A 25,166-nucleotide genomic window follows, 5' to 3' on the forward strand; every position below is an offset into this window, starting at 1 on the left:
TGACGTCGACGGAGAAGCACAGAGGAAAGGCAACGCAACCACTGCCACGGGTGGCTGCCGGGAGCTATTTTGAGATAGGGGGTGTCGCGGGGCGCATTTCGGCGAGAAGGGTTTCGGGTGCTATGTCCTGTTCATTGGGCCATGTAACCGCTCCTAACACGATTCCCACTCGATTGAAGTATGCGGGGTTCCTCAGCTCGCGAAAGACGCCGTGGTCGAGGTACGGCTTCAGGTCGAAGATCCCTTGGCGTCCGTCTTCGATTTCTACGTATATGCAGTAGTCCGGTAGCGGTTTTACGACTTTTACATCCCAGTACATCATTTCCTCACAGTGGATCGATCTTGTACGGGTTCTCACCCTCAACTGAGAGATCCCAGTCCGCTTGTAGTTCGTCACGATGCAGCTCCAACCAAGCAAGAACCAGCCTAAATTGTTTTCTAGGCAGTTGTCCAGCTAAAACTTCACCGTCTTCGATGCTTATGGAGGCTTCGTATTCCGCGTATTTTGCGTGAAAGTGCGGGCAGCGATGGTGATGGTTGTCCAGCAGATACATGCGGATGATGATTCCGTAGAACATCGAGATCACCGGCATAGTGCCTCCTATGGGTGCTCGCGGCATTTCCAATCCTCACTTGGCTTTGGCGCCTGATTGGTTGCCAGTTGCTGCAGCTCTCTTCCGCAGGGCCTGAAGCTTTTCGCGTAGCAGGGGATCAAGGGTCGATTCGGCGAGGCCGGTCGCCTTTACCTTCCCTAAAAACTGTTCCACACCTCCGAATGCCTTAACTTCCCGTTGGATCAAATCCGTCAAAAGGGCTGACAATACGTCGTCTGTTATACCGATATCTCTCGCCTCTTTGCGGGCTTCAGGATTCGAACTCATCGCGTAGCCCGCTCCTATCTCCTTGCATCCTTCTGGGGAAACGACAACTATGATGCCGTCGTCATTTTCAGCCTCGAATTCTCCTGTCGGACCGGCACCGAAATCGACCTCAATCCATCCGTACACATAATAGAAAGTCACCTTGCCTTTATTGTGCTTACCGAAGACCCACAATTTTCTACGCGGCTCAAGTAGAGAAGTACAACGAAAGATCTCGGGAGGAGCGGGTTCGAATCTAACCTTTGAAGGCAAATAACCAATTCCGAAAACAGGGTCACAGGATAAGAGTTCCTTGCTACTTTTCGCTGCTGATGGAACGGCTATGAGGGCTATTGCCAGCACTAACATGACTTTGGTAACGAAGAAGTTCATGTCGCCTCCTTCCTTCTGAAGATACAGAATGGTTTGGACGTCCAGATACGGTGCGCAAAAAATCCTTGCCCATACTTTCCATCTCTATCGCTTCCTTCCTGCACGAAATCAGACTGCCACTTTTCTCCCGTGAACATCTCAATGTGCCCATGCTCGTGACCTGTTGGGACATCGGTGGGGAATACTGCAATGTCTCCTATACTAGGCACATAACCTTCTATATTCACAGCTTCAAACCCTAGCCTCCGCAAGTAGTCTTTGTAATCCGCCGCGGAGACAGGATTATTAGGGGTGGGCTGATGGCCAGCGTTGATAGCTAGTCGGACGGCTCTAGCACACCTTCCTTGTGAGTGTTTCCCAGCCCACCCGTTGCACGGATTCCTCAGGTATGCTGCCGCAGCGGATGGATCCCAACCTTTGCGGACAGGAGCTTGGGGTGCCCTGCTCCCGTTTGTATGAGTGTTGGGGGCTCCATGATCGTTGATCCCTAGAGGCCCTGGGGTGTCTCCCCTCGCGTGTTTTAATCCGTTATGCGGGGCGGCTGCATCATTGTGTCCCAGTGGTCCTGGGGTACGAGGCGCTAGTAGTCCCCCTACGTCGTCTAGGATGATTCTGGGTACTCGGGAGTTCGCCATCCGAAAAGCTCCTGTAGGTGAGGGGCGTGAAGATGAAAATGTACCAAGGGAGGAAGGGGTGTCAAAGGGAGACTGACGAGGCACCTCTGGGGGCAGATAAGAAAAAGCAAATCCCCCCTGTCCCCCCTTCGCAAAGGGGGGAACGTGCCGCCTACTGCTATGCTGAATGGAAACATTCGCTCTTCCGCGGAATTCCCGGATGAACCGTTGCAAGGGGGGGCGCGGGAGCACGTGAGGCGCTTTATGGACTCAGGTAGGGGAATAGGGGGACTGGCACCTGCGGAGCCAGTCCCCTTTGAGACGCTGCGGTAATATACGCAAAGAGGGCACCCGGTGACGGGTGCCCTCTTTGTTTTACTTCGCTTATCCGGCTTGTCTTAGAACTGCACGGCCTTCTGCGCAAGCTCGAGGACGGTGCCCGGTACCATGCCGAGGGCCAGGGTGGCACCGACGGCTACCAGCAGGCAGACGGCGACGGCCGGGGTGGCTCCTGCCCACTCGAAGTCTTCGCTCGGGTCTTTCATGTACATGAAGACCATGACGCGCAGGTAGTAGTACAGGGAGGCTGCGGAGTTCAGCACGCCGATGACGGCAAGCCAAACGTAACCTGCCTTGATGGCGGCGCTGAAGAGGTAGAACTTCCCGATGAAGCCCGCGGTCGGCGGCATGCCGGCCAGGGAGAAGAGGAAGATGCTGAGCACCATCGCCAGAAGCGGCTTCTTGTGGCCGAAACCTGCGAGGTCCTGCACGTTGCCGTTGCTCTCGCCTTTCTTGGTGATGAGCACGAGGACGGCGAAGGCGCCGATGTTCATGAACGCGTAGGAGAGCATGTAGAACAGGATGCCTGCCGCACCTTCTGCGTTGACGGCTGCGAAACCTACCAGGGCGTAACCTGCATGCGCGATGGAGGAGTAAGCAAGCATCCTCTTCACGTTGTCCTGGGAAAGGGCGATGATGTTACCGGCGGTCATGGTGAGGACGGCCAGGATCCACAGGAGGTTCCCCCACTCTACCCTCAGCATCGGGAAGGCGAAGATCATCACGCGGATGAAGGCGGCGAAGCCGGCTGCCTTAGGACCTGCGGACATGAAGGCGGTGATCGGGGTCGGCGCACCTTCGTAGACGTCCGGGGTCCACATGTGGAACGGTGCCGCGGCGATCTTGAAGGCGAAGCCGGTGGCCATGAGCAGCATGCCGACCACGAAGAGGGTGTTGCTCGCTACACCGGGGTTACCCATGACGTAAGCGGAGATGGCGTGGATCTTGGTGCTGCCGGTGGCGCCGTAGGTGAGCGCCATGCCGTAGAGCAGGAAGCCGGTGGAGAAGGAGCCAAGCAGGAAGTACTTGAGCCCGGCCTCGTTGGACTTCAGGCTGTTGCGGTTGAAGCCGGCCAGCACGTACAGGCAGATGGAGAGAAGCTCGAGACCTAAGAAGATGACCATCAGGTCGGTCCCGGCCGCCATCAGCATCATGCCGACGGTGGAGAAGAGAATCAGGGGGTAGAGCTCACCCTGGTTGCACTCTTCCTGGGCCATGTAGCGGTCGGCGATCAGGATCGCGAGCCCCGCTGATACCAGGAAGATCACCTTGAAGAAGGTGGCGAAGTTGTCCTGCACTACCGAACCGTTGAACGCCGATACTGACGGCCCCCAGCCGCCCACCACGCTCGCCGCGGTCACTGCAAGGCCGATGATGCTCAGGTAACCGAGGTAGGCCTTGTTATTGCCCGGCACGAAGACGTTGACGAGCAGCAGCACCATGGCGATGCATGAGAGTAGTATCTCAGGCATGATCACTGCCAGGTTTATGGCCGGCATAGCAATTGTTTCCATCTATAATCCTCCGTCAGTAGTTCTAAGCGGTCTATTTTGCTTCGTTGTTTGCGGGGATGGCCGGGTGTCCTTCGGGCAGACCGGCGGGCGCTGCTGCGGGCGCCGCTTCTGCACCGACTGCAGGGTGACCTTCGGGCAGACCGGCGGGTGCCGCACCTGCCTCGGGCATGCCGGGAACGGCCATGTGACCCGGGGGAAGCGCCGGTACTGCGCCGGGAAGCTGGGCTACCTGCTGCTGGACCTTGGTCTGCGCGATCATCTTGTCGATGGACGGTGCCATGGTGTCGATGACCGGACGCGGGTAGATGCCAAGGAAGAAGATGAGGAAGATGAGCGGCAGCATGATGGCGACTTCGCGTGCGTTCAGGTCCTTCAGGTTCTGGTTCTTCGGATTCTTCAGCTCGCCGAACATGACCCTCTGGAACATCCAGAGCATGTAGACGGCGGAGAGGATGACGCCGGAGGTGGCGATGATCGCGTACCAGCGCAGGCTGCTCTCGAAGGAGCCCAAAAGCACCAGGAACTCACCGACGAAGCCGTTGGTGCCCGGCAGGCCGATGGAGGAGAAGGTGACGATCATGAACATGGTGGCGAAGACCGGCATCTGCTTGGCCAGACCGCCGAAGTCGGAGATGAGACGGGTGTGACGACGCTCGTAGATGAAGCCGACGATAAGGAACAGCGCGCCGGTGGAAACGCCGTGGTTCAGCATCTGCAGCATGCCGCCGGTGACGCCCTGCTGGTTGAGGGCGTAGACGCCCAGCATTACGAAGCCCAGGTGGGCTACCGAGGAGTAAGCGACCAGTTTCTTCACGTCCTGCTGCATCATAGCGACGAGCGATGCGTAGATGATGCCGATCACGGAGAGGGTCGCGATGAGCGGGGTGAACTGTGCGTTGGCGTCCGGGAAGAGCGGCATCGCGAAGCGGACGTAACCGTAGGTACCGCACTTCAGCATGACGGCGGCCAGGATTACGGAGCCTGCGGTCGGTGCTTCGGTATGCGCATCGGGCAACCAGGTGTGCAGCGGGAACATCGGGACCTTGATGGCGAAGGCCAGGGCGAAGGCCAGGAACATCCACATTTGGGTGGCCGGGTCAAGGTGCAGTTCGTAGAAGCGCAGGATGCTGAAGTCGCCGCCGCCTGCCTTGAAGTAAAGGGCGATCAAAGCGACCAGCATGAGGAGCGAGCCGACCGCGGTGTAGATGAAGAACTTGACTGCCGCGTAGATCCTGTTCTTGCCGCCCCAGATACCGATCATGAAGTACATCGGGATCAGCATGATCTCCCAGAAGATGTAGAAGAGGAAGAGATCGAGCGAGATAAAGGTTCCGATCATGCCGACTTCGAGGAGCAGGAGGCAGATCATGTATTCCTTCACCTTCTCCTCAACCGCCGTGTAGGTGGAGAGGATGGCGATCGGCATGATGAAGGTGGTCAGGATGACGAGCCAGAGGCTGATACCGTCGATGCCCAGGTGGTAGCTCATCTGGAAGGGGCCGGCCGCGATCCAGGGGATGTTCTCGAGGAACTGGAACCCGCCGATGTCGGTGCCCGGCGCGTTGTACCCGGTGATCAGGGGCAGCGAGAGGATAAACGTCACCACCGTCACCGCCATGGCGATGCTACGGAGCACGCCGTGGCTGTTCTTGTTCACAAAGAGGAGCAGTATCGCCCCGATCAGCGGTGTGAAGGTTAATATGCTCAGTAACGGTAGCTGGCTCATTTACTCTGCTCCTTTTACTTCAGGTCAAAATTATCTGAAAGTCTTCAAGTCTTAACGGAAGAGGTATACCGCGACGATCAGCACCACGCCCAGAACCATGGAGAAGGCGTAGTTGTGAACGTAGCCGGTCTGCACGTAGCGCAGGATGCCGGAGAAACCGCGGACCACGGCGGCGACGCCGTTCACGATGCCGTCGACCACCACCACGTCGAACCCTTTCCAGAGGAAGTTGCCGAGAGCCTTGCAGGGGTTGACGAACACGAAGTCGTAGATCTCGTCGATGTACCACTTGTTGTAGACCGCGCGGTGCAGCGCCGGGAAGGTCGAGGTGAACTTCTCGGGGATGCTCGGGGCGATGACGTAGAGCGCGAAAGCGAGGCCGATGCCGGCGAAGGCGATCACGACGGAGGTCCCCATGAGGCCCCACTCGAGGGCTACGGAGTGGACGCCGTGCGCGCCGTGGGCGATCATGTACTGGGTCGAGTAGGCGAAGACCGGCTCCAGCCAGTGCTCGAAGTAGTTCGGCATGTCGCCGAACACCTCGCCCAGGAGCTTAGGCACGCCGACCCAGCCGCCCACGAGGGAGAGGAAGGCGAGGCAGACGAGCGGCACGGTGATGACCCACGGGGACTCGTGCAGGTGGTGCCATGCCTTCTCGGAAAGACGGGTCTTGCCGAAGAAGGTCATGCAGACCAGGCGGAACATGTAGAAGGCGGTGAGGCCGGCCGCGATTGCGCCGGCGGCCCAGAGGGCGTAGTTCACGTCATGGTGATGCGGGTTGGCGAACGCCTGCCAGAGGATCTCGTCCTTGGAGAAGAAGCCGGCAAGGCCCGGAACGCCGGCGATGGCGAGGGTGGCGATGAAGAAGGTACCGAAGGTGACCGGCATCTTCTTGTACAGACCGCCCATGTTCCTCATGTCCTGCGGGTCGGCTTCGGAATGCTCGTGGTGCAGCGCGTGGTGCATGGCGTGGATGACGGAGCCGGAACCGAGGAACAGGCAGGCCTTGAAGAAGGCGTGGGTCATCAGGTGGAACACGCCGGCGGTGAAGGCGCCGACGCCCATGGCCAGGAACATGTAGCCGAGCTGGGAAACGGTGGAGTATGCGAGGACGCGCTTGATGTCGTTCTGTGCGGTGCCGATGGTCGCCGCGAAGAGGGCGGTGGCGGCGCCGACGCAGGCGACGACTAAGAGCGCGGTCGGGCTCTTGATGTAGATGAAGTTCATGCGGGCGATCATGTAGACGCCGGCGGTGACCATGGTGGCCGCGTGGATGAGGGCGGAGACCGGAGTCGGGCCTTCCATCGCGTCCGGGAGCCAAGTGTACAGCGGGATCTGGGCGGACTTACCGGTAGCGCCCAGGAAGAAGCAGAGACAGATGGTGGTCACCACGGCGCCCGGGACGAGGAGGTCGGCGTTTTTCGCGAGCTCGACGAAGTTGATGGTCCAGACGTTGTGGTTGTGACCCAGGTACCAGAAGAGGGTGAAGAGACCGAGGAGGAAACCGAAGTCGCCGACCCTGTTCATCACGAATGCCTTCTTGCCTGCGTCGCCCGCGCTCTTCTTGTGGAAGTAGTAGCCGATCAGGAGGTAGGAGCAAAGGCCCACGCCCTCCCAGCCGATGAACATGAGGAGCAGGTTGTTGCCCGACACGAGGCAGAGCATGGAGAAGGTGAAGAGGTTCAGGTAGCAGAAGTAGCGGTAGAACCCTTCCTCGCCGTGCATGTAACCGATGGAGTAGAGGTGGATCAGGAAGCCGATCCCCGTTACGATCATCAGCATGGTCGCCGAGAGCGGATCGATCAGGAAGCCGATGTCGGCCTTGAAGTTACCCGACTGGATCCAGGTGAAGATCGTCTTCTGGAACACCCGCTCCTCGCCCGGCAGGCTCAGGAGCTGGAACAGGATTCCGCAGGCGACCATGAAGGAGGCGAACACGCTACCGGCCGCGATACCGCCGATGACGGTCTCGTTTTTGATCTTCTTGCCGAGTAGGCCGTTGATGACCGAGCCGATGAGAGGGCACAGTGGGATCAACCATACTAAATCAAACATCCCTGACTCCTTTTATTACTAAAAGTTCTAAGTTCTATGTTCTAAGTTCTAAGTTTCGACCAACCCTGACTCCACCCCTTGCCGTCCGCGCCGGTTCCGGCTTTCAACCCGGAACGTTGAACGCTGAACGTTGAACGGGTTTTAGAGTTTAAGCAGGTTGACGTCCTCGACGTCGATGGACTCGCGGTTCTTGAAGAAGGCGATCATGAGCGCAAGGCCTACTGCGGCCTCGGCCGCGGCGACGGTCATGACGAAGAACACGAAGACCTGCCCGTCGATGTTGCCCAGGTGCCTCGAGAAGGCGATGAAGGTAAGGTTCACCGCGTTGAGCATCATCTCGACGCACATGAAGATGATGATGGCGTTTCTCTTGGTCAGGACGCCGATGGTCCCGATGGAGAAGAGGATGGCCGAAACTATCAGGTAATTTTCGATCGCTAGCATGTCAGTTCCCCTCGTAGCGTTAAATTTTCTTTTTGGCCAGGATGACTGCGCCAACGATCGCCGCCAGCAGAAGCACCGAGGTGACCTCGAACGGCAGCAGGAAATCGGTGAAGAGCGCCTTGCCGATCAGTTCGACGTGACCGACGCTGACGATCTGCTCCTTGGTCATGGTCCCGACCTGGCCGGTCATGGAACCTTTCATCAGGAACCATACGGTCTGGAAGAGAACGAAGAGCCCGATGGCGCTCCCGGCGATCACCGCATGGGAGCCGCGCTTCACGGTCTCGACCCTCACGTTCAGGAGCATGATCACGAAGATGATCAGGACCATGATGGCGCCCGCGTAGACGATCACCTGGGTGGCCGCCATGAAGGGGGCGTCCAGCATGACGTAGAAGGTCGCCAGGCAGAAGAAGGTCATCACCAGCGACAGGGCGCTGTTGATCGGGTTTTTGCAGGTGATCACGAGGATGCTGGAAATGACGGCCACCGCAGCCACGACGAGAAAGAATAACGATTCCATTGCTGCTCCTTTATTTCTTTTCTAAGAGTCTGTCTTTGGTGTAGGTGAAGTCAGCGCGCGAGTAGTTGGCGAGTTCGAACTGTTCCGTCATCCGAATCGCGTCAACCGGGCACGCTTCCACACAGTAGCCGCAGAAGATGCAGCGCAGCATGTCGATTTCGTATTTCGCAGCGTACTTGTCGTGGTTTGCGTCCTCGCCCGCCTCGACCGTGATGCACTTGGCCGGGCAGACGGTGGGGCAGAGGTAGCAGGCTACACACTTCGCCTTGTCGTGGGAGACGTTCAGCGCGTGCAGTCCGCGGAAGCCGGGCTTGACGTCAGGACGCTCGGTCGGGTACTGCAGGGTGACCGGCTTCTTGAACATATGTGAAATGGTGATCTGAAGACCTTTTATGAGCGGCATTATCATTTGCGGCACCTCGCCTAGAAGTTGTGTAGCTTAAAGTCTGACTACTTGCTGATGAACATGACCCACAGGCCGGTCGCCATTACGTTGACCAGGGTGAGCGGCAGGAACACCTTCCAGCCAAGACGCATCAGCTGGTCGTAACGGTAACGCGGGTAGGTGGCCCTGACCCACATGCAGACGAAGATCAGGAAGTACACCTTGGCGATGAACCAGAACCAGCCGGGGAGGAAGGCCGGACCGTGCCAGCCGCCCAGGAACAGGGTGGTGGTGACGGCGCAGACGGTGATCATGTTGGCATACTCAGCCATGAAGAACATCGCGTACTTCATGGAGGAGTACTCGGTGCAGAAGCCGGATACCAGCTCCGTCTCGGCCTCGGGAAGGTCGAACGGGGTCCTGTTGATCTCGGCCAGCGAGCAGATGAAGAAGATGATGAAGGCGAAGGGCTGCTTGAAGGCGTACCATGCGCCGCCCGCCTGATCGGCTACGATCTTGTGCAGGCTGAGGCTCTCGGAGAGCATGAAGACCGAGATGATGGCGAGGCCGGCGGCCAGCTCGTAGGAGATCATCTGCGCCGCGGAGCGAAGCCCGCCGAGCAGGGAGTACTTGGAGTTGGAGGCCCAACCCGCGAGCACGATGCCGTAGACGCCCAGGGAAGCCATGGCCAGGATGTAGAGTACGCCGACGTTGATGTCGAAGACCTGCCTACCGGCCTCATCGTAGTATGCGGCGATCTGCAGCGGCACGGTGTACCCGCCGATGGTCACGCTGTCGCCGAAGGGGATGACGGCGAAGGAGATGAACGCCGGAATCAGTGCGACGAGGGGAGCTATCAGGAAAGCGAACTTGCTCGCCTGGGACGGGACGATCTCCTCTTTGAAGAACAGCTTGACGCCGTCCGCGATCGGCTGGAGCAGGCCGTGCCAGCCGGTCCTCATGGGACCCAGACGCACCTGCATGTGCCCGATGATCTTGCGCTCTGCGTAGGTGGCGTAAGCCACGGTAAGCAGTACGAAGACAAAGGCTACGAGCACTTTGGCAACCATGGCTATGTAGTACGCGACCGGCAGTCCTAAGATTAGCGTATCCATCTGATAGTCTTCCCCTCTTGTATAGATTTTCTAGCTGTCAGCTATTTCTTGGCGACGGTGACGTAGGTGACCTCGGCGCCGTCAGTGATGGTGTTGACGCTCCCCTCACCGAAGTGGTAGGGGGAGAAGACGACGCCCTGGGGCACCCTCTTGCCGACCTTGGCGGCAACCTGCACCGCGCCGGTGGCGCTCGTAACGGTGACCTGGTCACCCTCGGCGATCTTCAAGGCCGCAGCGTCGGCGGTGTTCAGTTCCGCGTAGGCGTCCGGGCAGACGTACATCGGGCCTTCGCCGAAGCGGCTCATGGTGCCGCAGTGGTAAAGGGCGCTGCCGGTGACCATGGCGAGCTTGCCTGCCGCGGGTGCGGCCGCTTTCGCCTGAACCGGGACCAGCTTCGCGGCGACGGCGACCGGGTAAACGGCGCCTTCGTCCTTGAGCCCCGCCTGGGTGAGACCCTTGTAGGCCGGGACGGTTGCCGCGATCTCGGTGAAGACCTCGCCCTGGTTGTTGTAGCGGGCGCCGCCCAGAGCCTGGGAGAGCGCGTTCAGGATCTCGAAGTCGCTCTTCGCGAGGCCCACGGCGGGAATCGCCTTCCTCACGTTCTGGACGCGACGCCCGAGCGAGGTGTAGGTACCGTTCTTCTCCGCGAAGGAGCAGGCCGGGAGCACCACGTCGGCAAGTGCCGCCGTCTCGGTGAGGAAGAGGTCGGCGACGACCATGAACTCGACGTTCTCGAGCGCCTTCTCCACCTTCTTGCGGTTCGGGTAGGAAACCACCGGGTTCTCGCCCGCTACGAACAGGGTCTTCACGTTCCCGTTCGCGCAGCCGTCGATGATGGCGGAGGCGGCAAGCCCGGTCCCTTTCGGGTAGATGCCCATGTCGACAGCACCCTGGCTGTTGTTCTTCTCGCCCATGATGAGAAGACCCGAGCCTTCCTTGCCGATCTTGCCGGTGAGGACGGCGAGGTTCGCGGCGGCGTTTGCGAGGGCCGCGTTGTGGCCGGGGTAGCCGAGACCGATCGGCAGGATGATGAGCGCCTTCTCGGCGGCGGCGTAGTCTTTCGCCAGTGCCGCGATCTCTTCGGCGGTGACGCCTGCCTTCTCGGCGGTGGCATCGGCTACGGCCGCCTTCAGTGCGTCCAGACCGGCAACGCTTTCGGCTGCGAGCCCCTGGTCGATGATCGACTTGCAGAGCGCGTTGAAGAGGGCGACTTCGCTCCCCGGGGTGTGGACCGTGGTCTTAGCGCCCGGCAGACGGGTGAGTTTGCCTTTCTTGTCGGAGACGATCCTGAGGGCGACCCCTTTCCTCTTGACGCCGAGGTTGATCTCGAAGCCGATGACCGGGTGGGTCTCGTAGGCGTCGGACTTCACGACGAGGAGCAGGTTCGACTTCTGGATGTCGGCGATCTCGGAGGGGGAAGCGGCCACGCCGAAGGAAGCAGCGGCCCCCTTGGTGAGCGCCTCGTGGGCGAAGCCCGCCGAGTGGTCGATGTTGTCGGTGCCGATGGTGCCGCGGAAGAGCTTCTCAAGGAGGAAGAGTTCTTCGTTGGTCAGGCGCGCGGTGGCAAGCGCCGCCACGGAAGCGGGATCGCTCTTGCCGGCGGAAAGCCTGGAGGTCACCTCGGCGAGGGCCTCTTCCCAGGTCGCTTCCTGGAGCTTGCCGTTCTTCCTCACGAGCGGGGTGGTGAGACGCTTCTCGGAGTTGACGAACTGGTAGCCGAAGCGGCCGCGGGTGCAGAGCTGGCCGTTATGGAAGCCCTGGTTCTCGTCGTAGATGGTGGTGAGAACCTTGCCGTCCTTGCTCCCCAGGGTGAGCTGGCAGCCGGTGCCGCAGTAGGAGCATACGCTCTTGGTCTTCTGCAGCGCCCACCAGCGGGCCTTGAACTTGAAGGGGCGGGAGTTCAGCGCGCCGACCGGACAGACCGAGACGCAGGAGCCGCAGAACTCGCAGTTCAGGGGGCCGTCGAACTCGGTGCCCATCTTCGCCTCGATGCCGCGGTTGATGAAGGTGTAGGCGCCGTAGGAAACGATCTCGTCGCAGATCCTCGCGCACTTGCCGCAGTGGATGCAGCGGTTCATGTCGCGCTCGATGAGCGGGTTCTCGTAGTCGATCTCGTGGTTGAACTTCTCGTCCACGAACCGGTTCATGTTCACCTTGTACTCGTAGGTGAGGTTCTGCAGGTCGCAGTCGCCCGCGGCGTCACAGACCGGGCAGTCGATCGGGTGCTTGAGGAGCAAAAGCTCAAGGACCAGCTTCCTCGCCTTCACGATCTCGTCGGTGGTGGTCTGCACGATCATCCCCTCGGTGACCGGGGTGGTGCAGGCGGGGATGAGACGCCCCTTCATCTGCTCCACCTCGACGAGGCACATGCGGCAGCCGCCGAACGGGTGCAGCTTTTTGTCATGGCAAAGGATGGGTATCTTGATACCACACGCCTTGGCGGCGTCGTAAATGGTGGCGTCCTTTTCTACCGCAACCTGTTTTCCGTTTATCGTAAGATTTACCATCTCGACCTCTGTCTCCCCGGAGTCATAAATCTGGTTCTACGTTCTATGTTCTGCGTTCTACGTTCACGGCTAAGGCTTCAACTTAGAACGTAGAACGTAGAACTTAGAACGGTCGTTATTACTCAATGGCCATGAAGCGGCAAGCGTCGTAGCAGGACTTGCACTTGGTGCAGTTTTCCTTGATCAGCTCGGCGACCTCGCCCTTTTCCCACTTGATGGCGTTGGACGGGCAGGCCCTGAGACAAGCGCCGCACTTGACGCACTTCTCGGGAACCACCTGCCACAGGAGGAGCTCCTTGCAGGAGTTGGAGGGGCAACGCTTGTCCTTGATGTGCGCCTCGTACTCGTGCCTGAAATACTTCACGGTGGAGAGAATCGGGTTCGGAGCCGTCTGCCCCAGACCGCAAAGGGATGCCTTTTTGATGGTGGCGCCCATCTCCAGGAGGGTGTCGATGTCTTCCATCTCGCCGCGACCTTCGGTGATCCTCTCCAGGATGTCGAGCATGGCCTTCAGGCCGATACGGCAGGGAACGCACTTGCCGCAGGACTCCATCTTGGTGAAGGTCAGGAAGAAGCGGGCCACGTCGACCATGCAGGTGGTCTCGTCCATGACGACCAGACCGCCGGAACCCATCATGGCGCCCGCCTTGATGAGCGAGTCGTAGTCGACCGGGGTGTCGAGCACCTCGGCCGGGATGCAGCCGCCGGAAGGACCGCCTGCCTGAACCGCCTTGAACTTGCGGTTGTTGGCGATGCCGCCGCAGACCGAGTAGATGACGTCCCTGACCGACATACCGGCCGGAACCTCGACGAGACCGGTGTGCTTCACCTTGCCGGTGACCGCGAAGATCTTGGTCCCCTTGGTGGTGTCGGTACCAAGCGATGCGTACCAGTCGGAGCCCTTGTTGATGATGTGACGGACGTTCGCGAAGGTCTCGACGTTGTTGATGTTGGTCGGGAAGCCCCAGAGGCCCTTGACCGCCGGGAACGGCGGACGGGGACGCGGCATGCCGCGCTCGCCTTCGATGGAGGCCATGAGGGCGGTTTCCTCGCCGCAGACGAACGCGCCGGCGCCCTTCTTGATCCTCATGTCGAAGTCGAAGCCCCAACCCTGGATATTCTTGCCCAGGTAACCCTTCTCGTAGCAGGTGTCGAGCGCCTTCTGGAGACGGTCGATGGCGAGCGGGTACTCGGCGCGGACGTAGACGTAGCCTGCGTCGCAGCCTATCGCGTAGGCCGCGATCATCATGCCCTCGATGACGCAGTACGGGTCACCTTCGAGGATGGAGCGGTCCATGAACGCGCCCGGGTCACCCTCGTCGGCGTTGCAGATGAGGTACTTGTGGTTGCCCGGGGAAGCGGCGCAGAAGCTCCACTTCATGCCGGTCGGGAAGCCACCCCCCCCACGGCCACGAAGTCCGGATTTCTTCACCTCGTCGATGACCTCGGAGGGCTTCATCTCTTTCACGCACTTCTCGATCGCCTTGAAGCCGTCCTCTTCGAGGAAGGCGTCGATGCGCTCCGGGTCGATCTGGCCGCAGCCGGTCATGACCACGCGCATCTGCTGATCTACGAAGGTGTTGTAGTAGGCCTTGGCCTTTTTCTTCTCGATGACTTCGTTGTTGACGATGTGCTGGTCGAGGATCGCCGCGACGTCCTCGGGCACGACGAAGTCGTAGGTGACCCTGCCCAGTTCGGGGGTGATGACGTCAACGAGAACGTCGTTGGCGCACAGGCCGCGGCAGCCGGTCTTGACCACGTCGCAACGCTTGCCGACCTGGGCCACGATCCCCTTCTCCGCTATCAGCCTGGTGAACTCGGCCTCGACCTGCTTGGCGCCGGCCGAGATGCCGCCGGTACCCTGACAGATAAGTATTTTGATTCCTGCGTTATCGCTCATGACAAAAGGTCCCCTGCTGAGAAATTGACGTCTTGGCTTACTTCATCGGCCGTGCGTTGTAGGTTTCAATGATCTCGTCCACTTTCTGGACCGTCATCTTGCCGAAGGTGTCGTCGTTCACCATGGCCAGAGGCGCCATGCCGCAGGCGCCCAGGCAGGCCACCTTCTCGAAGGTGTAGCGCAGGTCGGGCGTGGTTTCCGCGTGCCCGATCCCCAGGCGCCCGAAGAAGGTCTCGGTGATGCGCTCCGCCCCCTGTACGTGGCAGGCGGTGCCGACGCAGACCCTGATGATGAATCTGCCGCGCGGCTTCAGGTGGAACTGGGCGTAGAAGGTGAGCACGCCGTAGATCTGGCTCGGGTAGACGTTCAGCCGCTCGGCGACCAGGTCTATGGTCGGCTTCGGGACGTACCCGTAAGCGTCCTGGATCCCCTGCAGGACCGGCATGAGGTTGCCCGGCAGTGTCAGGTACTTGTCGATGACTTCGTTGGCCTCGGTCAGATCGATTTCTTCGGCCGGAATTTCTTCGGCTGGAGCGTTAGACATTTACCCCATCTCCTTTACTTGTTGATTAAAATCTAACGGTCAATTTCGCCAAGTACGATGTCTAGCGTTCCGATGATGGCAACCAGGTCGGCCAGCATGGAACCCTTGGCCATCTTCTCGATGGCGGAGAGGTTCACGAATGACGGCGGGCGGACCCTCATGCGGTACGGCATGTTGCCGCCGTCCGACACGATGTAGTAGCCGAGCTCCCCTTTCGGGTTCTCGACGGCCATGTATACCTCGCCCTCGGGGACGGGGAAGCCCTCGGAAGCGATCTTGAAGTGGTGGATGAGACCCTCGATGGAGTTGTACACGCTCTCCTTCGGCGGGTAGCAGACCTGCGGCGCGTCGGCCAGGATCGGTCCGGGCTTCAACCGCTTCAGGGCCTGGTCGATGATCTTCACGGATTCGCGCATCTCCACGAGACGCACCTTGTAGCGGTCGAAGGTGTCGCAGTTCTCGCCGACCGGAACCTTGAAGTCGAAGTCCTCGTAACCGGAGTACGGGAGGTCGCGGCGGAGGTCGAAGTCGACGCCGGAGCCCCTCAAGGCCGGGCCGGAGATGCCGTAGTCGATGGCGTCCTCAGCGGAGATGACGCCGTTGCCGATGGTCCTCTGCAGCCAGATGGTGTTCTTGGTGAGAAGCCCCTCGTAGGTGTCGAAGTGACCCGGGAAGGTGTCGACGATCTCCTGGACCTTCTGCTCGAAGCCGGCCGGGAGTTCGCGGGACAGGCCGCCCACGCGGAAGTAGTTGGAGGTCATCCTCGCGCCGGAGACCATCTCGTAGAGGTCCATCACCATCTCGCGCTCGCGGAAGGCGTAGAGGAACACGGTCATCGCGCCGATGTCGAGTGCGTGGCAGGCGATCCAGACCAGGTGGCTCTTAAGACGGGTGAGCTCCGCCATGATGACGCGCACGAGCTTCGCGCGCTCCGGGACGTCGAGGCCCAGAAGCTTCTCGACGGCCAGCACGTAGCCCAGGTTGTTGTGCATCGGGGCCAGGTAGTCCATGCGGTCCGTGAGGGGCAGGGTCTGGTGGTAGGTACGGTGCTCGGAGAGCTTCTCGATACCCCGGTGCAGGTAGCCGATGTGAGGGGTGATCTTCTGTATCACCTCGCCGTCCAGCTCCACTACGAGCCTCAGAACGCCGTGGGTACTGGGGTGCTGGGGCCCCATGTTCAAAGTCATTATTTCACTAGCCATTGATCGCCTCTATTTTTTGGAAATGGAAATCGTTCCCTGGTTTCGAACTATCGCCTAAGACAGGCGCCCCTTGTACGGCTCGCGGTCGGGTCCCTGGAGGGGGTAGTCCTTCCTGAGCGGGTGCCCAACCCAGTCATCGGTCATCAGGATGCGCACCAGGTTCGGGTGGTTCTTGAACTCGATGCCGAAAAGGTCGAACGCCTCACGCTCAAGCCAGTTGGCGGAGTTCCAGAGGGCGGTGGCGGATTCGATGGAGCAGTCCGCCTCGGTCACCGGCGCCTTAACCCTGATCCGGTCCTTGTTGGGGATGGAGAGGAGGTTGTAGACCACCATGAAACGCGGGTCCTGGCCCAGGTAGTCGACCGCGGTGAGGTCGGAGAGGAAGTTGTAACGCAGGTCGTCCCTGAGGAACTTCAGCACCTCTAGAACGCTCTCCTTCTTGACGATCACCGTCACCTCGCCGCGATGCTCCTTGTACTCGAGAAGGGCATCCGCGTAACGCTCCTTCAGCTTCACTACAGCGCGATTATTTTCTGCCATGTCAGCCTTACCTTTCCCTTTGGTCGTTTTGGATTATGCGGCGGGTTCGAGTCTGTCGCCCAAGCCGATGGAAGAGCCGAAGGAGTTCTTCTCGTTGGCGATCTTGTCCTGAAGCTTCATCAGGCCGTAGAGAAGGGCCTCCGGACGCGGCGGGCACCCCGGGATGTAAACGTCGACCGGAAGCGCCTCGTCGATGCCCTGCACGACGGAGTAGGTGTCGAAGATCCCGCCCGAGCAGGCGCAGGCGCCCATGGCGACCACCCACTTCGGTTCCGGCATCTGCTCGTACACGGTCTGAATTACCGGGAGCATCTTCTTGGTGACCGTGCCGGCGATGATGATGCAGTCCGCCTGGCGGGGGGAGGCGCGGAAGATGATACCGAAACGGTCCAGGTCGTGCTTGGCCGCACCGGTCGCCATCATCTCGATCGCGCAGCAGGCAAGACCAAAGGTCATCGGCCAGATGGAGGACTTCCTGGCCCAGTTAACGAGGCTGTCCAGGGAAGTCGTGATGATGTTGTCGCCCAGCGGCTGATTTACTCCCATTCCAGTGCTCCTTTTTTCCAAACGTAGATGTAGCCTACGAAGAGTATGACGATGAAGAGACCCATCTCGGCCAGGCCGAACATGCCCAGGCGCTTGAAGAGGACCGCCCAGGGGTACATGAAGACGGCCTCGATGTCGAACAGGATGAAGAGCATCGCGATCAGGTAGAACTTGACCGAGAAGCGCTCGCGTGCGCTGCCCACCGGTTCGCAACCGCACTCGTAAGGTGCGAGCTTCACCTGAGACGGCTTTTTCTGGCCTATGAGCGATGAGAAGATCACCGACCCGAGACCGAACAAGCAGGCTATGACGACCAGCACCAAGATTGGCAGATATGCACCAAGCATCCCTTATCCTCCCGTACTACCAGGTTGTTGTTGATTTTCTTTTCAAGCGCGCGGAAATGCCGTATACTGCACGCTTCTCGACCAACAAGCCCCGCCGCTTCCGATACTTAGCAAGCGCTGCGCCTTCGAAAAGGTATACTGTATACAACATTGCGACCGAAAATTATTTCATTTCACCATCTTTGTCAAGCAGAAATTATGCAGTTATCCCCGAACCGTTTACAGAACGGCGTATACTTTTCTCAAATTGTATTACACCCTTAGCGCTCCCCCCCCTCCTGCGCCTCTTCCGCCCCTCCGGCCGTATACGAGAAAAGTTTTTAATTCTTGACAGAATATCGGCGGCTATGCTACCAGAGAGCCCGATAGTTAATAATTTCCAGCCATTTAGGAGAACCCCGTCATGCAAAACAGCCGTTCCTCGCAACTCTTTCAGCAGGCGCTCAAATCCATCCCCGGCGGGGTCAACTCCCCCGTGCGTGCCTTCCGCTCGGTGGGCTCCGATCCGCTGTTCATAAAGAGCGCTGCCGGCCCCATGATTTTCGACGAAGACGGCAACGGCTACATCGACTACGTGGGCTCCTGGGGTCCGATGATCGTGGGACACTGCCACCCGAAAGTCGTCGAGGCGATCAAGAAGGCCGCCGAGAGCGGCGCTTCCTTCGGCGCGCCGACCGAACTCGAGATCACCCTGGCCGAGATGGTGATCGCGGCGGTCCCCTCCATCGAGATGGTGCGCATGGTGAGCTCCGGGACCGAGGCGACCATGAGCGCCATCAGGCTCTCCCGCGGCTACACCGGGCGCGACAACATCCTGAAGTTCTCCGGCTGCTATCACGGCCACTCCGATTCGCTCCTGGTGAAAGCGGGCTCCGGCCTCGCCACCTTCGGCGTGCCCGACTCCCCGGGCGTTCCGGCCGACCTCGCCAAGCACACCCTGACCGCGACCTACAACGACCTCGACTCGGTGCGTGCGCTGGTCGCAGCCAACAAGGGGACCATCGCCTGCGTCATCGTCGAGCCGGTGGCGGGGAACATGGGTACCGTTCCGCCGCAGGAAGGGTTCCTCGAGGGGCTCCGCGAGATCTGCACCGAGGAAGGGATCGTGCTCATCTTCGACGAGGTCATGTCCGGCTTCAGGGTCGCCTACGGCGGGGCCCAGGAGCGCTTCGGCATCACCCCGGACCTCACCACCCTCGGCAAGATCATCGGCGGCGGTCTGCCGGTAGGCGCCTTCGGCGGCAAGAAAGAGATCATGTCCCAGCTCTCGCCGGCAGGCGGGGTCTACCAGGCGGGCACCCTTTCCGGGAACCCGCTCGCCATGACCGCCGGGATCGAGACGCTGAAGCTTTTGCAGGAGCCCGGCTTCTACGAGAAGCTCGAGGAGAAGAGCAAGTTCGTCGCCGAAGGGATCGCCAAGGCGGCCAAGGATGCCGGCTTCCCGCTCTACTCCACCCGCGTCGGCTCCATGTTCTGCGGCTTCTTCTCCAAAGAGCCGGTCTACAACTGGGACAGCGCGGCGAAGTGCGACACCAAGGCGTTCGCCACCTACTTCCGCGGCATGCTCGAAGAAGGCGTCTACCTCGCCTGCTCCCAGTTCGAGACCGCCTTCGTGGGCGCGTCCCACTCGGAGAAGGACCTCGAGAAGACCATCGCCGCAGCCGCCAAGTGCTTCAAGGCGCTCTAGGCCCGGCCTTCCCCTTGCGCAAAAAAGAGGCGCCCGCGTTTGCGGGCGCCTCTTTTTCTTTGGTGCCGTTACCGGTGGCCGAAAAGGCCGCCTAGGACGATTTTATCTTCCTGCGCAGGGAGAGCATCTCGAGACTCAGCTCGGCCATGACGCCCACGCGCTGCAGCTCGAAGGCGCCCCCGCCTAACCGCCCCTTGCCGTCGCTCGCACAGATCGCCGCCACCACGTGCCCTCCCATGGAAACGGGGAGCAGCAGGGCGGAAGCGGGCAGCGTCCCCCCCAGTGAGCGCACCAACAGGCCGTCGGCGTCTCCCTTGGCAAGCTCGCACATGACGAGCCCCTTTTCCTCCACCATGCGCGCCATCTGCGGCAGCTGCTCCAGGTCCGCCTCGAACCGGACGAACCCTTCCACGGCCTCCCCGTCGGCTACGGCCTGCACGCCGGAGACCTTGCCCGATTTCAGGCGTAAAAACCCGCCGCGATCGAACTCGCCTCCCAGGTAGGCGACCAATGCCTGCACCACCTCCATTTCGGTCGCCGCAGCCGCCAACATCTCGGCGACGTCTTTCACGGTGAACTGCTCCGCCGGCGCCTTCTCCCCCGGCATGCTCACCCAGCGCGTTCCCGCGGTGAGCGGTGCCGAAGCGGCGCTTGCCGCACCGGCCTCGAAGGAGGTTCTCATACCCCCTTCGACCTTTATGAAGCGGGTGGGACGGGCGATGCGGTAGTACCTCTCGAGTGCCGCGTTCAGCCTGAGCTCGGTGCAGATCCTCGGTTTCACCACGTACCCGGTGACGAACCCGATCTCCTCCACGGCGTCGAAGTCATGGGGATCGGCCATGGCGAGGGAGAGCCGCTTGCCGTCGAGCGCCAGGGGCATCACGCGATACTTGCGCACCAGTTCCGGCGGGACGAGCTTGAGCACCTCTTGCGGGAGCTCGCCGAGCTCGAAAGGCTCGACGCAGGGCGCCCCGGACTGTTCGCTCAGGACATGTGCGAGTTCCTCTTCGGACACGAGCCCCATCTCCACGAGGTTGGTCCCTATCCTCCCCCCGTAGATCACCTGCGCCTTCAGCACCTGTTCCAGCTGGCCTTTCGTCAGGGCCCCGACCTTGAGCAGCATCTCGCCAAGCTTCGCCGACATCCGTTACCTCCTGGTTTCCTTGCACCGATTTCTACACACGGTACAGCCGCAACAACAAAGTTGGCACATTCTACTTAATACTGTCTTATGACGCAATAGAGTTCTGCTATCCGCATGTCACATAACCGATCTGCCGACGGGATTGTCTTAGCCTTCCCGACAGCGAAAGCACGCCAACCCATCCTGAGGCTTCCCGGAGATCCGGCACTCTAGCCGTGACAGCTCGGCCGCAACACCTGTGACTTGTTGAGTCTACCCTAATGTAATGTTTTTTCCGCATCGACCTGCGAAATTCAGCACGCATGGTAGTATGTCTTCGTTTTGCATCCCGCTATGCCAGTAATCGTATTCAACCCGGAGGGGATATGCCCATTTCAGGAATCGTTGTGTCATGCAGACCCGAAGAGGCCGGCGGCATCGCCGAAAAAATCGCCGGCAACCGGGGGGTGGAGGTGCACGGCGTGCTTGCCGACGGCAAGATCGTGGCCGTCGTCGAGGCCGACAGCATCGACGCCGAGGTCGCCCTGGTGAACGGGCTGCAGCAGATGGAGGGGGTGATCTCGGTGCAGCTCGCCTACCACAACTTCGAAGATGCGGCTCCCGAGGGGGCCCACCCGGCCGGTCTTTAACCTTTTCAATATCAACCTCAAGGAGGACGCGATGGGACTTTCCAGACGAGACTTCATCAAGGCCTGTGCCGCTGCGGCCGCATTTGCCGCGGCAGGCGTTACGACGGCACGACCCGAGTGGGCGGAAGCGGCGGAGGACGGCATCACCTGGGGCAAGGCTCCCTGCCGGTACTGCGGCGTCGGCTGCTCGGTGCTCGTCGGGGTGAAGGGGGGGCGCATCGTGAGCACCAAGGGGGACCCGGCCGGGCCGGTGAACAAGGGGCTCAACTGCATCAAGGGGTACTTCCTCTCGAAGGCGCTCTACGGCAAGGACCGTCTCACGACGCCGCTGATCCGCAAGGGTAACCGGATGGTGGAGGCGAGCTGGGACGAGGCGCTCGACCTGATCGCCGCGCAGTACAAGAAGGCGATCGCCGAGCACGGGCCCGACTCGGTCGCCCTCTACGGCTCGGGGCAGTGGACCATCCAGGAGGGGTACGTCGCCTCGAAACTGATGAAGGGGGGGATCGGCACCAACAACCTCGAGCCGAACGCGAGGCTCTGCATGGCGAGCGCCGTGGTCGCCTTCATGAACACCTTCGGCTCGGACGAGCCGATGGGGTGCTACGACGATCTCGACCTGGGCGACACCTACGTCCTTTGGGGTGCCAACATGGCGGAGGCGCACCCGGTCCTCTTCTCGCGCCTCATCGACAACAAGCTGAAGCACCCGAAGGTGAAGCTGATCGACATCGCCACGAGGCGCACGCGCACCACGAAGATGGCGGACGAGTTCATCGCCATCAAGCCGCACGGCGACCTGGCCGCCCTGAACGCCATCATCCACGTGATCCTGCGCGACAAGCTCTACGACGAGGCGTTCGTCGCCAAGCACGTCTCCTTCAAGAGGGGGAAGGAGAACGCCCCGTACGGCCTGAAGGACAAGGAGGCGTTCAACGAGACTCCGGCCGACGTGAAGAACCTCACCTTCGAGGAGTACAAGGCGCTCATGAAACCTTACACCCCGCAGTGGGCGCAGAAGGTCTCCGGCATCCCCGCCGCGAAGATCGAGGAGCTCGCCAGGGTCTACGGGGACAAGTCCCGGAAGGTGAACTCGCTCTGGACCATGGGGGTGAACCAGCACTCCCGCGGGGTCTGGGTGAACAACCTGATCTACAACCTGCACCTTTTGACCGGGAAGATCTGCAAGCCGGGCGAGAACCCGCTCTCGCTCACCGGCCAGCCTTCGGCCTGCGGCACCGCCCGCGAGGTCGGCACCTTCGCGCATAGGCTCCCGGCCGACATGGTGGTGATGAACGAGGCGCACCGGAAGAAGGCGGCGGGGATCTGGGGGATCCCGGCGGAGAAGATACCGGCCAAGGTCGGGCTGCACACCGTCGAGATGTTCCGCGCCATCGACCGCGGCGAGCTTAAGTGCGTCTGGATCCAGTGCACGAACCCGTTCCAGTCGCTCCCGAACCTGAACCGGGTGCGCAAGGCGGCCCAATCGAGAAAGGCCTTCATCGTGGTCTCGGACATCTACCCGACCCGCAGCACCGAGCTCGCCGACGTGGTGCTCCCCTCGGCTTCCTGGGTGGAGAAGGAGGGGGTCTTCGGCAACACGGAAAGGCGCACCCAGCAGTGGTTCAAGATGGTGAACGCCCCGGGCAAGGCGAGAGAGGACGTCTGGCAGCTGATCGAGTTCGCGAAAAGGATGGGGCACGGCGCGCTCTTCCCCTACCCCGAGAAGGGGATGCACCGGGCGATCTTCGAGGAGTACCGCAAGTTCACTTTGGGGACCGGCAAGGATCTGGCCCCCTACGGCGTCTACGCCAAGGTGCGCGGGCTGCGCTGGCCGGTTAAGGCAAACGGCACGGAGACCCGCTGGCGCTACACCGAGGCGGACGACGAGCACGTCGCCAAAGGCGAGGGGATCAAGTTCTACAAGGCACCCAACAACAAGGTCTCGGTCTGGTTCCGCCCCTACGAGCCCCCCGCCGAGGTCCCGGACCGCAACTACCCGTTCTGGTTCTGCACCGGCAGGCTCCTCGAGCACTGGCACACCGGCACCATGACCGGGCGCGTCCCCGAGCTCAGAAGGGCGGTCTCCCAGGCGACGGTGGAGCTGCACCCGGAGGACGCGAAGCGGCTCGGCATCAGAAACCGGGACCAAGTCCGCATCACCTCGCGGCGCGGCTCGATCGTGCTAACCGCGGAGATCGGCGGCAGGGGGACCCCGGAGCGCGGCTCGGTTTTCACCACCTTCTTCGACGAGAAGAAGCTGGTCAACGAGATCTGCATCGACGCCTTCGACCCGCTCTCCAAGGAACCTGACTTCAAGAAGTGCGCGGTGAAGGTGCAAAAGGCGTAGCAAGGTGACGAAAGAGCGGGACGATAGCGGCATCTCGCGACGCCGGTTCCTGAAGGAAGGAGCGCTGGCACCTTTCGCGCTGGCACTCGCGGCCGCGGGGGGGGGCACGGTCTACCTGCGGCCGGGGGAGGCGCACGGCTTCGTGCTCAGGCCCCCCGGCGCCATCGTGGCGCGCCGCTTCCTTGCCGCCTGCGTGCGCTGCGGCAAGTGCGCCCAGGCCTGCCCTTACCACTCGATCAGGCTCCAGGACCGGGGCGTCGGGATCGGGACGCCGTACATAGCGGCGCGACATACCCCCTGCTACCTCTGCCCCGATCTTCCCTGCGTCAAGGCCTGCCCGTCCGGCGCGCTCGACCAAAAGACCACCGAGGTGGAAAAGGTGCGCATGGGGACCGCGCAGATCGTGGACCGGGAGGGGTGCCTCTCGATACGCGGGCTGCGCTGCGAGGTCTGTTACCGCCAGTGCCCGCTCATCGACCAGGCCATCACCCTGGAGCCGCGGCACAACCCGCGGACCGGCGAGCACACCATCATGGAGCCGGTGGTGCACCGGGAGAAGTGCGTCGGCTGCGGGGTCTGCGAGAACGCCTGCGTGCTCCCCAAACCGGTGATCGTGGTGCGGGAGACGGTGGAGGTCCAGAGGGACAGCTATGACTTCTAGGTGGTGGCTGCCGCGCCGGGCGGTGCAGACCGGCACCATTTTGCTGCTCGCCTCTCCGGCGGCGGGGTTCACCTTTTTCAGCGGCAACCTGGCCTCCGCCGAACTTGCCGGGGTGCGCCTTTCGGACCCGCTCGCCTGCCTGCAGGCGGTGATCGGCTCCGGCGTCCTTGTCCCCTCTTTCCTCTTCGGGGCGCTCCTGGTCACTGCCTTTTACTTCGTGCTCGGGGGGCGCAGCTTCTGCGCCTGGGTCTGTCCGGTCGGCTTTCTCACCGAGCTTGCGGAAAAGTTCTCGCGCAGGACGAGGCGGGGGGGGCGGCGGCTGCCGCTTGCCACCGGCCGCTACGTCCTTTTCGTCGTGCTCGCGACCGTGGCGGCGACCGGGGTCCCGCTTTTCGAGGTGCTGTCGCCCATCGGCATCATGGGGCGCGCCGTCGCCTTCGCCTCCCTCGTCCCGCTTTTGGTCCCGGCGGCGATCCTTTTGGTGGAAATCTTTGCCGCGCCCCGGGTATGGTGCCGCTCGCTCTGCCCGCTGGGCGCCTTCTACGCGCTCATCGCCCGCTTCAGTCCGCTGAAGGTCGGCTTCCACAGGGAGCGCTGCACCGGGTGCGGCGACTGCGTCGCCGCCTGCCCGGTCCCGGAAGTGCTGGATCCGCTCTGGCAAAGTGACGCGTGCCGGGTGCGCGCCGGGGCGTGCACCCGCTGCCTCGCCTGCCTCGACAGCTGCCCCGAGCGCGCCCTGAGCGTCGGGTTTCGTTTCAAGAAAGAGCCCCTCTCTTTAACGGACGAGGGGAGACCTATCGAGAAGTCCGCCCCATAGGAGGTCTTACATGAAGAAAAACCTGCTCCCCCTCATCCTTTGCGCCTTCCTGGCGCTGGCGCTGCAGGCCCCGGCATGGGGCGACGAGGCGGAAGAGACGGCGCCCGACCTGGCCGCGGATGCGCTGCAGTCTCCCGGCGATCCCCCGGTGATTCCGCACGCCGTGAAGGCGAACCAGGACGGCGAGGAGTGCAACGCCTGCCATCGCGACGGAGTGAAGGGGGCGCCCGCCACGAGCCACCCGGAGCGGCTCAACTGTACCCAGTGCCATGTGCAGGGTGCTAAGGAGAGCGTGAAGAAAGGAAAGCGCGGCAAGAAATGACC

The 25,166-nt window shown here is 61.4% G+C and carries 24 protein-coding genes; 6 read left to right on the forward strand and 18 right to left on the reverse strand.

Features of this window, described 5'->3' with window-relative positions:
* Nucleotides 1-64: 64 nt before the first annotated feature.
* From D6Z24_RS02370 to D6Z24_RS02450, 17 genes are all read right to left on the reverse strand, one after another.
* Nucleotides 65-319, reverse strand: a complete 255-nt coding sequence (locus D6Z24_RS02370; protein WP_129124934.1) for a DUF2442 domain-containing protein — start codon at nucleotides 317-319, stop codon at nucleotides 65-67.
* Between the two features lie 7 nt (nucleotides 320-326).
* Nucleotides 327-593 carry a DUF4160 domain-containing protein gene (locus tag D6Z24_RS02375; protein WP_129124935.1) on the reverse strand — a complete coding sequence of 89 codons (267 nt, stop codon included), beginning with the start codon at nucleotides 591-593 and terminating at the stop codon, nucleotides 327-329.
* A 36-nt stretch (nucleotides 594-629) separates the two neighbouring features.
* Complete coding sequence (locus D6Z24_RS02380) at nucleotides 630-1,253, reverse strand: hypothetical protein (protein WP_129124936.1); 624 nt, start codon at nucleotides 1,251-1,253, stop codon at nucleotides 630-632.
* A 1,012-nt stretch (nucleotides 1,254-2,265) separates the two neighbouring features.
* Nucleotides 2,266-3,720, reverse strand: a complete 1,455-nt coding sequence (locus D6Z24_RS02385; RefSeq protein WP_129124937.1) for an NADH-quinone oxidoreductase subunit N — start codon at nucleotides 3,718-3,720, stop codon at nucleotides 2,266-2,268.
* Between the two features lie 31 nt (nucleotides 3,721-3,751).
* On the reverse strand, nucleotides 3,752-5,446 hold the full coding sequence (locus D6Z24_RS02390; protein ID WP_129124938.1) for an NADH-quinone oxidoreductase subunit M: 1,695 nt from the start codon (nucleotides 5,444-5,446) through the stop codon (nucleotides 3,752-3,754).
* Between the two features lie 51 nt (nucleotides 5,447-5,497).
* On the reverse strand, nucleotides 5,498-7,501 hold the full coding sequence (gene nuoL / locus D6Z24_RS02395; RefSeq protein ID WP_129124939.1) for an NADH-quinone oxidoreductase subunit L: 2,004 nt from the start codon (nucleotides 7,499-7,501) through the stop codon (nucleotides 5,498-5,500).
* A 141-nt stretch (nucleotides 7,502-7,642) separates the two neighbouring features.
* Nucleotides 7,643-7,945: an NADH-quinone oxidoreductase subunit NuoK gene (nuoK, locus tag D6Z24_RS02400; RefSeq protein ID WP_129124940.1), complete on the reverse strand. Its 303-nt coding sequence runs from the start codon at nucleotides 7,943-7,945 to the stop codon at nucleotides 7,643-7,645.
* A 19-nt stretch (nucleotides 7,946-7,964) separates the two neighbouring features.
* A complete protein-coding gene (locus D6Z24_RS02405) occupies nucleotides 7,965-8,468 on the reverse strand; it encodes an NADH-quinone oxidoreductase subunit J family protein (RefSeq protein ID WP_129124941.1) in 504 nt (167 codons plus the stop codon).
* A 10-nt stretch (nucleotides 8,469-8,478) separates the two neighbouring features.
* Nucleotides 8,479-8,877 carry an NADH-quinone oxidoreductase subunit NuoI gene (gene nuoI, locus D6Z24_RS02410; RefSeq protein ID WP_129124942.1) on the reverse strand — a complete coding sequence of 133 codons (399 nt, stop codon included), beginning with the start codon at nucleotides 8,875-8,877 and terminating at the stop codon, nucleotides 8,479-8,481.
* A gap of 41 nt (nucleotides 8,878-8,918) precedes the next feature.
* A complete protein-coding gene (gene nuoH / locus D6Z24_RS02415; protein WP_129124943.1) occupies nucleotides 8,919-9,968 on the reverse strand; it encodes an NADH-quinone oxidoreductase subunit NuoH in 1,050 nt (349 codons plus the stop codon).
* A 41-nt stretch (nucleotides 9,969-10,009) separates the two neighbouring features.
* Entirely contained in the window at nucleotides 10,010-12,475 is a 2,466-nt protein-coding gene (locus tag D6Z24_RS02420; RefSeq protein ID WP_129124944.1) for a molybdopterin-dependent oxidoreductase, read from the reverse strand.
* A gap of 118 nt (nucleotides 12,476-12,593) precedes the next feature.
* Complete coding sequence (gene nuoF, locus D6Z24_RS02425) at nucleotides 12,594-14,375, reverse strand: NADH-quinone oxidoreductase subunit NuoF (protein ID WP_129124945.1); 1,782 nt, start codon at nucleotides 14,373-14,375, stop codon at nucleotides 12,594-12,596.
* Between the two features lie 37 nt (nucleotides 14,376-14,412).
* Nucleotides 14,413-14,919, reverse strand: a complete 507-nt coding sequence (nuoE, locus tag D6Z24_RS02430; RefSeq protein WP_129124946.1) for an NADH-quinone oxidoreductase subunit NuoE — start codon at nucleotides 14,917-14,919, stop codon at nucleotides 14,413-14,415.
* Nucleotides 14,920-14,951: 32 nt separating this feature from the next.
* Entirely contained in the window at nucleotides 14,952-16,121 is a 1,170-nt protein-coding gene (gene nuoD, locus D6Z24_RS02435) for an NADH dehydrogenase (quinone) subunit D (protein WP_129124947.1), read from the reverse strand.
* A gap of 54 nt (nucleotides 16,122-16,175) precedes the next feature.
* Nucleotides 16,176-16,661, reverse strand: coding sequence for an NADH-quinone oxidoreductase subunit C (locus D6Z24_RS02440; protein ID WP_129124948.1), 486 nt, complete (start codon nucleotides 16,659-16,661; stop codon nucleotides 16,176-16,178).
* A gap of 33 nt (nucleotides 16,662-16,694) precedes the next feature.
* A complete protein-coding gene (locus D6Z24_RS02445) occupies nucleotides 16,695-17,207 on the reverse strand; it encodes an NADH-quinone oxidoreductase subunit B (protein ID WP_129124949.1) in 513 nt (170 codons plus the stop codon).
* Nucleotides 17,198-17,554 carry an NADH-quinone oxidoreductase subunit A gene (locus tag D6Z24_RS02450; RefSeq protein ID WP_129124950.1) on the reverse strand — a complete coding sequence of 119 codons (357 nt, stop codon included), beginning with the start codon at nucleotides 17,552-17,554 and terminating at the stop codon, nucleotides 17,198-17,200. The genes D6Z24_RS02445 and D6Z24_RS02450 overlap by 10 nt, the downstream gene beginning before the upstream one ends.
* Nucleotides 17,555-17,957: 403 nt before the next feature.
* On the opposite strand from D6Z24_RS02450, the gene hemL reads away from it, so the two are divergent.
* The gene (gene hemL, locus D6Z24_RS02455; protein WP_129124951.1) at nucleotides 17,958-19,241 is read left to right on the forward strand and encodes a glutamate-1-semialdehyde 2,1-aminomutase; all 1,284 of its coding nucleotides are present in this window, start codon (nucleotides 17,958-17,960) and stop codon (nucleotides 19,239-19,241) included.
* 91 nt (nucleotides 19,242-19,332) lie between these two features.
* Here hemL and D6Z24_RS02460 read toward each other — a convergent pair whose 3' ends face one another.
* Nucleotides 19,333-20,385, reverse strand: a complete 1,053-nt coding sequence (locus D6Z24_RS02460) for a GspE/PulE/PilB domain-containing protein (RefSeq protein WP_129124952.1) — start codon at nucleotides 20,383-20,385, stop codon at nucleotides 19,333-19,335.
* Nucleotides 20,386-20,750: 365 nt separating this feature from the next.
* Here D6Z24_RS02460 and D6Z24_RS02465 point away from each other — a divergent pair, with 365 nt between their 5' ends.
* The 5 genes from D6Z24_RS02465 to D6Z24_RS02485 are packed head-to-tail and all read left to right on the forward strand — an operon-like array spanning nucleotide 20,751 to nucleotide 25,164.
* Nucleotides 20,751-21,014, forward strand: coding sequence for a chaperone NapD (locus tag D6Z24_RS02465; RefSeq protein ID WP_129124953.1), 264 nt, complete (start codon nucleotides 20,751-20,753; stop codon nucleotides 21,012-21,014).
* 31 nt (nucleotides 21,015-21,045) lie between these two features.
* Nucleotides 21,046-23,364: a molybdopterin-dependent oxidoreductase gene (locus D6Z24_RS02470; protein WP_129124954.1), complete on the forward strand. Its 2,319-nt coding sequence runs from the start codon at nucleotides 21,046-21,048 to the stop codon at nucleotides 23,362-23,364.
* A 4-nt stretch (nucleotides 23,365-23,368) separates the two neighbouring features.
* Nucleotides 23,369-24,025: a 4Fe-4S dicluster domain-containing protein gene (locus D6Z24_RS02475; RefSeq protein ID WP_129124955.1), complete on the forward strand. Its 657-nt coding sequence runs from the start codon at nucleotides 23,369-23,371 to the stop codon at nucleotides 24,023-24,025.
* Entirely contained in the window at nucleotides 24,015-24,842 is an 828-nt protein-coding gene (locus D6Z24_RS02480) for a NapH/MauN family ferredoxin-type protein (protein ID WP_129124956.1), read from the forward strand. The genes D6Z24_RS02475 and D6Z24_RS02480 overlap by 11 nt, the downstream gene beginning before the upstream one ends.
* A 10-nt stretch (nucleotides 24,843-24,852) precedes the next feature.
* Complete coding sequence (locus tag D6Z24_RS02485; protein ID WP_129124957.1) at nucleotides 24,853-25,164, forward strand: hypothetical protein; 312 nt, start codon at nucleotides 24,853-24,855, stop codon at nucleotides 25,162-25,164.
* Nucleotides 25,165-25,166: the final 2 nt, after the last annotated feature.

This window comes from Geomonas oryzae (assembly GCF_004117875.1).
Lineage (GTDB): Bacteria > Desulfobacterota > Desulfuromonadia > Geobacterales > Geobacteraceae > Geomonas > Geomonas oryzae.